11 protein-coding genes are annotated in these 13,403 nt (G+C 61.4%); 4 read left to right on the top strand and 7 right to left on the bottom strand.

Annotation, left to right across the window (positions count from 1 at the left end; all coding sequences use genetic code 11):
- The first annotated feature begins 787 nt into the window (after window positions 1-787).
- From YWC_RS0114230 to YWC_RS32820, 3 genes are all read left to right on the top strand, one after another.
- On the top strand, window positions 788-2,053 hold the full coding sequence (locus YWC_RS0114230) for an SIR2 family protein (protein ID WP_051306458.1): 1,266 nt from the start codon (window positions 788-790) through the stop codon (window positions 2,051-2,053).
- Window positions 2,050-3,126, top strand: a complete 1,077-nt coding sequence (locus YWC_RS34180) for a phosphomethylpyrimidine synthase ThiC (RefSeq protein ID WP_084416430.1) — start codon at window positions 2,050-2,052, stop codon at window positions 3,124-3,126. Before YWC_RS0114230 ends, YWC_RS34180 begins: the two co-directional genes overlap by 4 nt.
- A gap of 429 nt (window positions 3,127-3,555) precedes the next feature.
- Window positions 3,556-4,218 carry a hypothetical protein gene (locus tag YWC_RS32820; protein ID WP_156923675.1) on the top strand — a complete coding sequence of 221 codons (663 nt, stop codon included), beginning with the start codon at window positions 3,556-3,558 and terminating at the stop codon, window positions 4,216-4,218.
- 331 nt (window positions 4,219-4,549) lie between these two features.
- Here the strand turns inward: YWC_RS32820 and YWC_RS0114215 are convergent, their stop codons facing one another.
- The 7 genes from YWC_RS0114215 to uraH all read right to left on the bottom strand — a co-directional run bounded on the left by YWC_RS0114215 (window position 4,550) and on the right by uraH (window position 12,265).
- Entirely contained in the window at window positions 4,550-5,785 is a 1,236-nt protein-coding gene (locus YWC_RS0114215; protein WP_027865983.1) for a type II secretion system F family protein, read from the bottom strand.
- 13 nt (window positions 5,786-5,798) lie between these two features.
- The gene (gene pilB / locus YWC_RS0114210) at window positions 5,799-7,526 is read right to left on the bottom strand and encodes a type IV-A pilus assembly ATPase PilB (RefSeq protein ID WP_036214386.1); all 1,728 of its coding nucleotides are present in this window, start codon (window positions 7,524-7,526) and stop codon (window positions 5,799-5,801) included.
- Window positions 7,527-7,789: 263 nt separating this feature from the next.
- The gene (locus tag YWC_RS0114205) at window positions 7,790-9,352 is read right to left on the bottom strand and encodes a methyl-accepting chemotaxis protein (protein ID WP_027865981.1); all 1,563 of its coding nucleotides are present in this window, start codon (window positions 9,350-9,352) and stop codon (window positions 7,790-7,792) included.
- A 74-nt stretch (window positions 9,353-9,426) separates the two neighbouring features.
- On the bottom strand, window positions 9,427-9,834 hold the full coding sequence (locus YWC_RS0114200; RefSeq protein ID WP_027865980.1) for a hypothetical protein: 408 nt from the start codon (window positions 9,832-9,834) through the stop codon (window positions 9,427-9,429).
- Between the two features lie 10 nt (window positions 9,835-9,844).
- Window positions 9,845-11,101 (bottom strand): hypothetical protein, encoded by a 1,257-nt coding sequence (locus YWC_RS0114195; protein WP_027865979.1) that lies wholly within the window; start codon window positions 11,099-11,101, stop codon window positions 9,845-9,847.
- Window positions 11,102-11,291: 190 nt separating this feature from the next.
- Window positions 11,292-11,849 (bottom strand): ATP-dependent Clp protease proteolytic subunit, encoded by a 558-nt coding sequence (locus tag YWC_RS0114190; protein WP_027865978.1) that lies wholly within the window; start codon window positions 11,847-11,849, stop codon window positions 11,292-11,294.
- A 62-nt stretch (window positions 11,850-11,911) separates the two neighbouring features.
- The gene (gene uraH / locus YWC_RS0114185; RefSeq protein WP_027865977.1) at window positions 11,912-12,265 is read right to left on the bottom strand and encodes a hydroxyisourate hydrolase; all 354 of its coding nucleotides are present in this window, start codon (window positions 12,263-12,265) and stop codon (window positions 11,912-11,914) included.
- A 93-nt stretch (window positions 12,266-12,358) separates the two neighbouring features.
- Between uraH and puuE the strand changes: the two genes are divergently transcribed.
- Window positions 12,359-13,300: an allantoinase PuuE gene (gene puuE, locus YWC_RS0114180; protein ID WP_027865976.1), complete on the top strand. Its 942-nt coding sequence runs from the start codon at window positions 12,359-12,361 to the stop codon at window positions 13,298-13,300.
- Window positions 13,301-13,403: the final 103 nt, after the last annotated feature.

Genomic DNA, 13,403 nt, shown 5'->3' with positions numbered 1-13,403 from the left:
AGACCTCTAAGGTATAGCAGGGCGGCGTGGAGGCCAGTACCGTTGGCAAGCTCGACCCGAGTCCCCCCCGCTCGGTAGCATCGAACAAACCGCCGCTTGCGATCGCGTCGACATGGTCGAGAAAGTAGCGTTGTCCCGCGCATGTGATTGCTACGTACTCGTCGATTGTGATCCCGCATCCGAGATGCTGCTCAGCCCAGTGGCTCGAACGGTGGCTCGGCTTTAACGAACGCGGCAACCTAGTCGGGGCTTAGCACCTGCATGCCGCTGTCGCTGGCGATGTACTTAGCGCGCCTGTCAAAACTCCAACTTGCCAGCAGAGCAATGCGGGCCGTACATTGAGCATTGCGAACGACCGGGTTCGGCCAATAGCAGTCGACCACTAACGACCACTCTGGTCTTCTCCGAACGTTGTCGCTCACGTCGGGCAGTGCCCAGAGAGATTGTCTCGGAAACCGTAGAGAAGGGAGCGAGGATGCGTTAGTTGGAGACCTGCGATGCTTCACCCGCATCGAGATCCTTCGGAATGATAATATTGCTGCAGCGCACGGCATCCTATGCATCACTATCCAGGCCGGCTGTGCACCGCGAACGAGCGGCGCTCGTTTAGCCTATCTCCTTTCGGGCCAAGGAGAATAGAGACATCAAAAGTAAAAGTGACTTTGGGAGCGCTGACGTGTTAAAACCCCGAGATGTAATCAACGAGTTCTCAAAAGCTCTCGTAGAGGGCCGCGGTGCTGTGTTCGTTGGCGCTGGATTATCGACCCCATCTGGCGTTCCTGGGTGGATGAATCTGCTTCAGGGGATGGCAGAAACACGGTTGGGAATTCAATTGAATCCCGGCGATGACCTCCCGTTGATTGCGCAGCATATCGTCAATAGCGCGAACAATCGGGCCCCCCTCGTCGCTCACTTTCGTGAAGTACTACAGAAGGCCTATGCGCACAACATGTACCATGCAATGTTGGCGAGGACAAACGTTAAATGCCTCTGGACCACAAATTACGACACCTTGCTTGAAGAAGCGTTTCGCGCCCATTTCAAAGTGACGGTGCGTGCTTCCGACGAGTCCATCTCTCGCGGTGGAAGGGTTCCGGACATCGAGGTGATCAAGATGCACGGCTGTATTGAGCAGTCCGGAGCCAACGACTTAGTGGTCACCCAGGAGGACTACGACGACTTTTTCGAAAATAGGCCCGCAACTGCGCATCGACTCAGGCAGGATTTGATAGACCGGCAGTTTCTCTTCCTTGGGTACTCTTACGCTGACAGCAACATCCGGAATATTGTTGTCGAGGCGCGCAGATTAGGGAAGCAAGCTCTTCGCCAACACTATATTGTCCTTCGGAGAGCAAGGGGTGCCACGCAGGAAGAGTTAGTTGCGAAGCAGGCGCGCCAAGATCTCTGGTTGCGTGATCTATCCCGTGTTGGCATTTCCGCGTGCCAGATCGATGACTTTTCGGAGCTTGAGAGCATCTTGCAAGAGATTTCGCTCCGATCTAGAGGGCAGACTGTCTTCGTGACCGGCTCTCATACACGACACGTTTCCGAGGCAACAAGCCACCCTAAATCCGTAGGCAAGCTGCTGGCCGAGAAGACAGGGCTAATTCTTCTTGATGGCCAGTCTACAGGCGTAGGTCAAGACGTTAGGTCCGCCTACATGGAGACTTGCTTACACAACAAAGTCGACATCCTTCCCCGTCTGCGGCTGTTCTCTAACCCGTATGCCGCGAATCCCAGTTTCTCGAATGATCGCACGCTACTTTCTGCACTTCGGGAGTGGCGTGCTCCCCTAATGAGATCGGCACAAGTAGCGATCGTGTACCACGGTGGCATGGGCACGGAGGCTGAGGTGGAGCTTGCGAAGGATGTTGGATGCCGTATCCTCCCTGTCCCTGAATGCAGAGGTGATCTACCCTCGCGCCTGCTGGAGGATCCGGCAATCAGTGAGGCTCTAGCAGCCTCAGACCCAACCTATCTCGCGAAGGCGCAAAGTCACTCTGTGACTCCCGAGGATGTTGTCGCGTGCGTCATGAAAATGCTTACTCAATGAGTCAAAACCGCACCATTCAAATTCGGAGCCCGTTTCGTTCGTTCAACGCCGGTCCTGGATGCCGCACTCTGGTAATGGCGCTGGTTGGCGCGAGCCATCCGAGGCAAATTGAGGAGCAGACCCGGAAAATTCGAGCGCTTGCTGATTTGGTAGATGGACCTGAGATCATCAGCGATTTGAGCATCATCTCACCTGACAGTGGTCCTCCACTTTGGCAGCGAGTGCTGAGTGAGACAACCGCAGCAGCAGCCTGCCTACCGGTCTACACCGTACCGCGGACTCGCCAAGGGCAGATTGATCCAAGCGAACTGCTAGATGTGGCCATCGAGCAGATGGAGTGTGGCGTGGGCCTGCTCACGATTCATCCAACGCCAAGCAGAAACATTCAGGATCTGGCGGCCGCCCGCCTTGTTCCATGCACGTCGCGCGGCGGAGGGCTAGTCATCGCAGACGCGGAGAGTCGGGGTTGGAAAGAAGAAAACGCATACGTCAAGATCCTTCCCCAGCTAATAGCGCATGCTAAACGGAACGGTACCGTGTTGAGCCTAGGAGCATCGTACCGATCCGCTAACATCTTCGACTCCGGCGATGCTGCCCAAGTCGCTGAGATTCGCGTGCAAGCGGAACTGGCGCGTGACATCCGGAGTCAGGGAGTCGACGTGATTATCGAGTCGCCAGGCCATGCCCGGCCGAAAGACATTAAGAGGCTCGCCGTCCTTTTGCGCGCCTCCGGCACTCCGATAATGCCCTTGGGTCCGATACCGACAGATACTGCCATAGGCCAGGACCACATCTCCAGTGCGATCGGGGCCGTGCTTCTTGGGCTGGAGGGATGCGCTCACATTCTCGCTGCGGTGACGAGAGAAGAGCACACCGGGGGCATACCCAGCGTAGAGTCCACCATTGAGGCGATTGCCGCAGCGCGTGTTGCAGCTCGAGTCATCGACTTGGATCAACTAGATGACGACGAGCCAGATCAGTCTGTGGTGAATGCTCGTTCAAGTGGAAGAACTTGCATAGTGGGCAAGCGCAGTGGCGGCTGTGATCGTTGTGCGAAAACTTGTCCCCTGTGATCGTGTATACCAACTGCTTGGTTCGGTATATGCCCTTGACAGCTCGAGCCGGCCCAATGACGAGTTAGAAAGCATCAAAAAGGAAGTGGCAGGCGAGCCCCATTAATATTTAGAACCTCACCACAGTAGAAGGTCCGCTTCGGGTTGCGCATTCAATCGGTCGACAGCTGCCCGACGCCGAACAGCCAAGATCGGCTGAACGGAGATGACCACTTCCGAAGGCGACTGGCGGCCAGCTGATCGCAAGTCATAAGTTGCATTTCACTTGTTTCAATGGCAGAATTACAGTGGGTGTGACTCGCCTGGGCTCCCAGCCCAAGTTTTGAGCGGCTTAAACTGGTACGAATTTATCTCTTGCTTCCGCGTCGCATGATTCTCAACGCAGCAGACGCTAAACGCTCAACGTTTCCTGCGCATTGAGAGACAATCATGGACCAGTTCTCCCGCTGGAGTGGCATTGCACACTCCCTCCTTTCTAAGCACACACCCAAAATTAAACTCGGCCAGGTGCATCAGCTGCTCGCTGCCTGTTTAGGCCATCGAACCTATGCGTCACTTCGCGTTTCGGATCTTGAGACCCTGAATCGTAAGCCACACTACGTTCTCTTCGACGAAGGCGCAGGGCTCGCACGAGCGACTGACCTCGGGCTTTCCCTGACTGAGGCACAGTGGCGAGAAGCTACGATGGCATTTCGGCCGAGTGGTATCACACCATTCTGGCTAACAACCATGTCAGGTATGGACAGTGCAGCTCGAATAACCTTCGAAGACTCCTTTGATTCCCGAATTCACGCGATAAAGCGCGAAATCGGTTTTCCGGATGGCCACCAGGCAACGTCGACCCACCGTCATTGCAAGGAGGATGAAATACCGGATTTTCTGCGATTCGACGTCCATGGTGAAGTTCGCGCCTACAATGAGGAAGCGTCGCTAGTGGTACCCGTTGTCGCAGTGGTGCAATTCGCGAAAGTCGGCCGACGGATGTATGGAGACGGCACTCTCGTTTCACTTGAACGTCTTGGGCACCCTCGGACACGTGACTTGGATGAGGATGAATATGATGGTGACGTCTACTGGCTGTCAGAAGATTAGAGAAGCGGTAATGTAATCTGCGAGGTCGAACGACACGAAACTCGGGCAGGTGCCCGGACTCGGCGCTCTCGCCTCGCAGTCGCCTTCTCTTGGTAAGACGACCGCTTCGGACGCTGTTAAACGTCCGATAAGGGGGGGCGGAAGTCCCTCAAGGCTCAGTGTACGGCCCGCATTTCTCTGCTGGCAAGTAGGGGTTTAGATAGTCGTACTTAAGCAGTAGCTTTACCTCAGACAGAGGTAGAGCTACTGCGAACTACGTGAGAATTACTGCGACTTCACTGCGAAGTTTTTTGAGATACTGCGAAGTATTCTGAGAACCTACAACGGTTGGTCAGACCACCGACCCCAGCTTGAAGATCGGCATATACATCGCAATCACCAGCCCGCCGATCAGCACCCCCAGGATCACCATGATCAGCGGCTCCATCAGCGACGACAGCGCCGCCACCGCTTCGTCCACTTCTTCTTCGAAGAAATCCGCCACCTTGCCCAGCATGGCGTCGAGCGAGCCGGATTCCTCGCCGATCTGCACCATCTGGATGACCATGTTGGGGAACACGTTCGCGTTCTGCATCGAGATGGTCAGGCTGGTGCCGGTGCTGACTTCGGTCTGGATCTTCTTGGTCGCTTCCAGGTAGACGTCGTTGCCCGAGGCGCCGCCGACCGAGTCGAGCGCTTCGACCAGCGGCACGCCGGCGGCGAACATGGTCGACAGGGTGCGGGTCCAGCGCGCGATGGTGGCCTTGCGGATCACGGCGCCGAAGATCGGCAGGCGCAGCAGCAGGCGGTCCATCGCCTGCTGCATCTTGCGCGAGCGCTTCCAGGACTGGAAGAAGAAGTACAGGCCGGCGAACAGCCCGCCGAAGATCAGCCACCACCATTCCACGACGAAGTCCGAGATGCCCATCACGATCAGGGTCGGGGCGGGCAGGTCGGCGCCGAAGGTCTTGAACACTTCCTTGAAGGCGGGGACCACCCAGATCATGATGATCGCGGTGACGACGAAGGCGATCGCGATGATCGAGATCGGGTACATCAGGGCCGACTTGATCTTGCCCTTGATCGCCAGCGTCTTTTCCTTGTAGATCGCCAGGCGGGTCAGGAGGTCTTCCAGGATGCCGGCCTGTTCGCCAGCGCCCACCAGGTTGCAGAACAGCGGGTCGAAGTAGACCGGGTACTTGCGGAAGGCATTGTTCAGGCTGGTGCCGGTCTCGACGTCGTTGCGCAGGTCCATGATCAGCTTGGACATGGACGGGTTGGCGTGGCCCTTGCCGACGATGTCGAAGGCCTGCAGCAGCGGCACGCCGGCCCTCATCATGGTGGCCAGCTGGCGCGTGAACAGGGTCAGGTCCTTGTCGGTGATCTTGCGTCCGCTGCGGTAGGCCTTCTTCTTGACCTTGGTGACCAGGATGCCCTGGCGGCGCAGCGTGACGTTGACGATCGCCTCGCCGCCGGCGCGCAGTTCGCCGCGCACGGTCTTGCCGGTCTTGTCCTTGCCTTCCCAGGCGTAGACCGCTTCCTTGACCTGCGCTGCGGTGCGGCTCCGGGGTTGTAGGGAGGTTGCCATATGTTCTTGTCGCCTATTCGTTGGTGCAGCCGAGCACTTCTTCGAGACTGGTGAGTCCTTGTTTTACCTTCATCAGGCCGGAGCGGCGCAGCGAGTTCACGCCTTCCTTCTCGGCCTGCTCGGCGATCTGCATCGAATTGCCGTGCGCGAGGATCAGGGCCTCGATGGCCGGGGTGATCGGCATGAGCTGGTAGATGCCGACGCGGCCCTTGTAGCCGGAGCCGAGGCAGCGGTCGCAGCCCACCGGGCCATAGGGCTTCCAGCCGCCTTCCAGGTCGCTGTCGCGGTAGCCGGCCGCGACCAGCACCTCGCGCGAGGTCTCGAGCGGCTGCTTGCAGCTGCACAGGCGGCGCGCCAGGCGCTGCGCCGTGATCAGGATGACCGAGGAGGCGATATTGAAAGGCGCCACGCCCATGTTCATCAGGCGGGTCAGGGTCGAGGGCGCGTCGTTGGTGTGCAGGGTCGAGAACACCATGTGGCCGGTCTGGGCGGCCTTGATCGCGATGTCGGCGGTTTCCAGGTCGCGGATCTCGCCGACCATGATGATATCCGGATCCTGGCGGAGAAAAGACTTCAGCGCCACCGGGAAAGTCAGGCCGGCCTTGTCGTTGACGTTCACCTGGTTCACGCCGGGCAGGTTGATCTCGGCCGGGTCTTCGGCGGTCGAGATGTTGATGCCGGGCTTGTTCAATACGTTCAGGCAGGTGTACAGCGATACCGTCTTGCCGGAGCCGGTTGGGCCGGTGACCAGCACCATGCCGTAGGGGCGCGAGATCGCGTCCAGCAGCAGCGCCTTTTGTTCGGGATCGTAGCCGAGCGCGTCGATGCCCATCTGCGCCTGGGTGGCGTCGAGGATACGCATGACGGTCTTTTCGCCGAACAGCGTGGGCAGGGTACTGACACGGAAGTCGATGCTGCGGGTCGGGCCGACGATCAGGCGCATGCGGCCGTCCTGCGGCACGCGCTTTTCCGAGATGTCGAGCTTGGCCAGCACCTTGATGCGCGAGACCAGCTTCTCGCGGATCGACAGCGGCGGATTGGCATGGTCGCGCAGCACGCCGTCGACGCGCATGCGGATGCGGTAGTACTTCTCGTAGGGCTCGAAGTGGATGTCGGAGGCGCCCAGCTGGAGCGCGTCCATCAGGATCTTGTTCAGGAAGCGCACGATCGGCGCATCCTCGACATCGCTCGCCGGGTCCGGCAGCGCGGCCGCCTGCGCTTCTTCCTCGGCGAATTCGATCTCGGCATCGTCGCCGACCAGCTCGTTCAGGCTGGCTTCGGTGCTCTTGGCCAGCTTGTCCAGCAGCTTGAGCAGGACATCGTGGGCCACGATCACCGGCTCCACCGAGGCCTCGCTCTGGAACTTGATCTGGTCCAGGGCCTGGATATTGGTCGGGTCGGACAGCGCCACCGACATCTTGTTGCCACGCTTGGCCAGCGCGATGACGCGCTGCGCCTGCATCAGCTTGGCGTCGATGGCGGTCGCCGGGAGGGATTCGGGCGCGAAGCAGGACAGGTCGAGCAAAGGGTAGCCGAAGGTCTCGGCGCAGAAGCTGGCCAGGGCGGCCGGCTCGATGATGCCGCTCTCGAGCAGGGCGTCGATGAAGGCGGTCTTGTCGGCGGCGGCTTTCTTGTGCAGCCCATCCGCCTGTCCCGGGCTCAGGCGGCCGGCCTGCACGAGCGCCCGCGCCAGGCCCGACAGGGGCGCACCGGTGATCGTGTTGGGAAGGACTGCTGCCATAAGAGAAGGGCTGAAAGGACGGAGTTTTACCCGGGATGGATTCTTTGATGATGCCTACAGGCATCAAATTTGTAAAGCTTGCCGTGCCCCGGGAGATGCGTACGCGCCACGTATATGGTGCAGCCAATAACGCTTGTGGTTGGGTCGACAAGCATTATGGTTGAGGTGGCAAGGGAATGCCTTGATGCGGCGCGCGCGGGCGCAAAAAAGCCGGCATGGCGCCGATAACGCCATGCCGGCCCGCAAGCGCGACGATCGACGGCTTACTTGAGCGCCAGCCGCCTGGCAGGCGAACCGAGCCCCGGCGTTGCCGTCTCCAGCTTGAACACCGACAGTGCGCTGGTGAGCTGCGTGGTCTGCTCCGAGAGCGACTCCGCCGCCGCCGAGGCTTCCTCCACCAGCGCCGAGTTCTGCTGGGTCATCTCGTCGATGCTGCCGATCGCGCGGCCGATGTCGTCGATGCCGGCGCTCTGGCGCGCGCCCGCGGCGCTGATCTCGGCCATGATGGTCTGCACCTTGCGCACCGATTCCACGATCTGGCCCATGGTCACGCCGGCTTCATCGACCAGCGCGCTGCCGGCGCTCACTTTGGACACCGAGTCGCCGATCAGTTCCTTGATCTCCTTGGCCGCCGCCGCCGAACGCTGCGCCAGGTTGCGCACCTCGCCCGCCACCACCGCGAAGCCGCGGCCCTGTTCGCCGGCGCGCGCCGCTTCCACTGCCGCATTCAGCGCCAGGATATTGGTCTGGAAGGCGATGCCGTCGATGACCGAGATGATCTCCACGATCTTGTTCGCCGAGCTGTTGATGTCGCCCATGGTGCTCACCACGCCGCCCACGACCTGGCCGCCGCGGGTCGCGATGCTGGTCGCGCTCTCGACCAGGGCATTGGCCTGGCTGGCGGCGCTCGCGTTCTCGCGCACGGCGCCGGTGAGTTCTTCCATCGAGCGGGTGGTACGGTCCAGGCTCTCGGCCTGCGATTCGGTGCGGCGCGCCAGGTCGGCATTGCCGCTCGCGATTTCCGAGCTGGCCAGGGCGATGGTGTCGGCCGACAGCTTGATCTCGGCGACCAGGGTCGCCAGGCGGCCGCGCATTTCCTTCAGTGCCACCAGCAGGCTGCCCTTGTCGCCGGCTTCCAGGCGGATCTCGGTCGACAGGTCGCCGCTGGCCACGGCCTGGGCGATCTCGCGGGCGTATTCCGGTTCGCCGCCCAGTTGCTGCCAGATGGTGCGCACCACGAACCACGAGACCAGCGCCAGGCTGGCGATCACGATCAGCGCGGTCACGATCATCGAGATCACGACCTCGTTCACGCTGTTCTTGCTGGCTTCGATGCCGGCCGCAAACTGTCGCTGGGCCGCCTCGTTGACCTTGGCCAGGTCGCCGTTCAGCACGGCGAGGGCCGATTGCATCTTGCCGACGACAAGCTGCGGATCGCCTTGCTCCATGTCGAGCATGATGCGCGCGGCCGACAGGGCCGGCGCGTAATAGGCGTCGAATTCCTTGCCCAGGCGCGTGCCGGCTTCCAGCTGCCCCGGGATCTGCTTGAACTTTTCGAGCTTGGCGCGCAGCTTGTCGGCCTGCTCGCCGACCTGGCCGATCTTGTCCTTGTCGCCTTCGGCGACCGCGTCCTGCAGGCCGTCGGTGACGGCTGCGACGTCGAGAATGAGTGCCTTGGAAGCATCGAGCACCGGATAGTCGACGCTCGCGGTCGTGGTAATCGAGGTCAGCGCGCCGTTCGCGATCATCGCGCTGGCGCCGGCGCCAAGGCCGAAAATAATGGCGGAAATGACGGGCAGTGCCCAGATCCTGCGCTTGATGCTCATGGTGAAGTCTCCAGAATGCATAAACCGCCGGCGGCGCATGGCCGGCGGCGGGTGCTACGTAAGGGTGTTGCCTCTTACTGTGCCGAGTAGACGACCTTGACGCTGCCGTCGACGGCGCTCTTGTCGATGTAGCCGATGGCCTTCGGGTTGGCGGCGACGGCGGCCTTCACGGCGGCGTTGTCGGCGACTTCCTTCGGCATCGTGGCCTTGCCGGTGAAGACCAGCTTCGACCACAGGGCCTTGGCCTGGGCGGCGTCTTTTTCCGCGACCTTCTTGTAGAACTCGGCGCGGACCGGGCTCGCATCGGCCTGGTCGATCGGGGTCATGGCGCTGGATTTACCCAGGAAGAACTGGGCCACCTGCTCCCTGGTCATCGAGGCTTCGGCGGCCTTCGGGTTCACCACCACGACCACTTCGGCCATCGCGGGAGCGGCTGCAAGGAGGGCGGCTGCAGCGAACAGCTTTGCAATCATCTTGTGCATGGTCCGCTCCTTAGAACACGAAGTCGAGGGCCACGGCGCCGACGACGACGTCGCCCTTGAAGCCCGGCTGGGCGTTCACGAACAGGCCGCTGCCGTTCTTCGGCTTGACGCGGTCGATCTGCGCTTTCAGGGCGACCGAGCTGGCGAAGTCCCAGCGGAAACCGAAGCTGCTGGTCGACTGCTCGCCCTGGCCGACGCCGGTGTTCGGCAGGCGGCGTACGCCGGCGCCGAGCTGCTGCATGGTCGGGGTGCAGGCGGCCGGGTAGCCGGCCGGGCAGGCTGCCGGCACGGTGTTGACGACGGCGCTGTCGATCTTCAGCACGGCGTGGCTGACGTAAGGCATGAACTTGCCGATGCGGTAGCCGCCCATCACGTACCAGGCGCTGGTGTCGTTGATGTAGGCCTTGGTCTTGCGCTTGGCGTACTCGGTCTGGACGACGATGTCGCTCCAGTCCATGGCCAGGCCCAGCGAGCTGAAGGTCGCACGCTTTTCGTTGGCCTGGATCTCATCGGCGAGGGTGAGCAGTTGCGGGAAGCGATAGCCGGCGCCGGCAGCGCGCAGGCCGCCCACCAGGGTGTTCAGCGAGGCCGAGTCGTCGACCGTGACCTTGGCGGTGGCGTGGCCGGCGCGGACGGTGAAGGGGCCGTGTTCGGCGCTGATGTTCAAGGCGGCAATCTGCTTGCCCTTGGCGTGCATGCCGCCGGCCAGCGGCGACTTCACGTTGCCGTAGGCCACCTGGGTGGTCAGGCTGGTGTCGCCGAAGCCGTGCTGCCAGGTGACATCCAGGCCGTCGATGCTGTTGAAGGGCACCTGCGAATAGACTTCCGCCGGCGGACGCACGGTGTGGTTGGCGTAGCCGACGTTGCGGTAGTCGGAGATCATGAACACCGGCAGGCCGACGCGGCCGACGCGCACGCTCAGCTCGTCCGAGATGCGGGCCTTGGCGAAGGCCCAGGTCAGCTCGGCGCCGTAGCTCGCTTCGGCATCCTTGCGCACCAGGCCCTGGGCGGTCAGCGACAGCCAGCTGTTGACCGGCATGTCGGCCTGCAGGCCGAGGTTGGAGTCGATGCCGGTGCGGAAACCGCGCGCCGAACCTTCAGCCTGGTTCGGGCGTGCGAATTCGGCGTGGCGGGTGTCGGCATAGGTCAGGGCGCCGGTGCCGAAGCCGCTGATTTTTACGGAAGGGAAGCCGGCGCCATCCTGCGCAAAGGCGGCCGGGACTGCCAGCGGAAGCGCCAGCAGGGTAGCAATTACACTTTTTTTCATCATCGTTCTTGTTGCAAAAGCTGCTCGAAAAGGCGGCGCTGAAAAGGCAGCAAGCAGGCAGCGCCGTGAAACTCTGGAAATTATTCTATCCAGCGAGCAATTTTTGATGCAACTCAAAAGACGACAATTGGTGACATTTCATTCCGAAATGTCATTACGTGTTGTGCAATTGAAACAGCGTGTTGTCAGATCAATTCCACCAATGGCATGTGGACCCGGCTGCCGGCAGCTGCGCCTGCACGGCGCGGTGGACGATGCCGGCCTTCACCGCCCCGTCGGCGTCGAAGATGCGCGCATTGCCGGTCAGGTTGCTGCGGATGTCGGTGGGGGAGCCGGCGGCGGTCGTGGCCTCGAGGAAGATGCTGGCATAGCGCTCGGCGTCGAAGTCGAGGCAGTCACGCCATTCGGAGACACGCGAGTGGTCGGCCGCAACCAGGCTGCCGAAACCCCAGTGCAGCGGGTGGATCAGGAAGCGGGTGCCGGGGCAGGCATAGCGTTTTTGCCCGGCCAGGAAGATGACCACGGCCACCGATTCCACGCTGCCGATATTGTGGGTGGTAAGCGGCACCGGCAGCGACTTCAGGAAGAAATACAGGGCGAAGCCGGCCGTCATGTTGCCGCCCTCGCTGGACATGTGCAGTTCGATCTCGGTCGCGCCGTTTTGCAGCGCCTGCAAGCAATTGTTGCGAATGCTGCTGGCGGAATGGTGGTTGATCGGTCCGATGAAATGAACGATATGCAATGCCATGGGTGCTCCCAACGCGATGAGGTCGAGCATAGCAAGTTTCAGGCGCCGGCCGCGTCCGGATGCTAGCTGCCCCGGTAGGTGGAATACGACCAGGGTGTCATTACCAGCGGCACATGGTAGTTCTGATCCAGCTCGAAGATGCCGAACGCGATGACGATCCGGTCCAGAAAGCGGGGCGAGGGCAAATCGACCCCCATCCCGGCAAAGTAATCACCTGCAAAAAACACGAGTTCGTATTGGCCTCGCTGCAGGAAGATTCCCTCGAGTAAGGCTTCGTCGCAGCGGCCATCCTGGTTGGTGACGGCAGTTTTAACCAGGCTGCGCCCGTCGGCGTGTACGGCATACAGCTCGATCTTGACCCCCGCGCCGGGGCGGCCGTGGGCGGTATCGAGCACGTGGGTGGAGAGTTTGCCCATATCAGCAGAATGAGTGGAAGTATGCGGGCAATCATATACCGTTGTGCTTCCTGCAATATATGATCCCCGATATACCTGCCTCTTTCCGAGCCCATGGACACCTACTCGACTTATCCGCGCGACCTGGTCGGCTACGGCCGCAATCCGCCGCATGCGCGCTGGCCCGGCGGCGCGCGCGTGGCCCTGCAGTTCGTGCTGAACTACGAGGAGGGCGGCGAGAACTGCGTGCTGCACGGCGACCCGGCCTCCGAAACCTTCCTGTCCGAGATCATCGGGGCGCAAGCCTTCCCAATGCGCCACATGAGCATGGAGTCGCTCTACGAATACGGTTCGCGCGCCGGCCTGTGGCGGGTGCTGCGCCTGTTCGAGGAACGCGGCCTGCCGCTGACGGTGTTCGCCGTGGCGATGGCGCTCAGGCGCCATCCCGAGGCGGCCAGCGCCTTCCGCGAACTGGGCCACGAGATCGCCTGCCACGGGCTGCGCTGGATCTCGTACCAGAACGTCGACGAAGCGACTGAGCGCGCCCACATGCTGGAAGCGGTGCAGATCCTGCGCGAGCTGACCGGCGAAGCGCCGCTCGGCTGGTATACCGGGCGCGACTCGCCCAACACGCGCCGGCTGGTGGTCGAGCACGGCGGCTTCGCCTACGACGCCGACCATTACGGCGACGACCTGCCGTTCTGGCAACAGGTCGAGACCAGCGACGGCCGGCGGGTGCCGCACCTGGTGGTGCCGTATACGCTCGACACCAACGACATGCGTTTCGCCGCCCTGCAGGGTTTTAACTCGGGCACCCAGTTCTTCGACTACCTGAAAGACGCCTTCAACGTGCTGTATGCCGAGGGCGACCCGAACGGCCTGGACCGCCCGAAGATGCTGTCGATCGGCCTGCATTGCCGGCTGGTGGGGCGGCCGGCGCGCGCCGCGGCACTGGCGCGCTTCCTCGACTATGTCCAGGGGCATGATAAGGTCTGGATCACGCGCCGCATCGACATCGCGAACCACTGGAAAACGCTGCATCCTTTCCTAAAATGAAAGGGCAGGGCGATTCATAAGATATACGAATATATTGATAATTAATATATAGATTATCTTATAAGTGGTGTGCATCCGGGTGGTAGCCTTCCGCCCTTGCCGC

Source organism: Massilia alkalitolerans DSM 17462, from assembly GCF_000427785.1.
GTDB lineage: Bacteria > Pseudomonadota > Gammaproteobacteria > Burkholderiales > Burkholderiaceae_D > Telluria > Telluria alkalitolerans.
The sequence above is the reverse complement of the archived record's forward strand: the minus strand, read 5'-3'. Positions and strand labels throughout refer to the sequence as shown.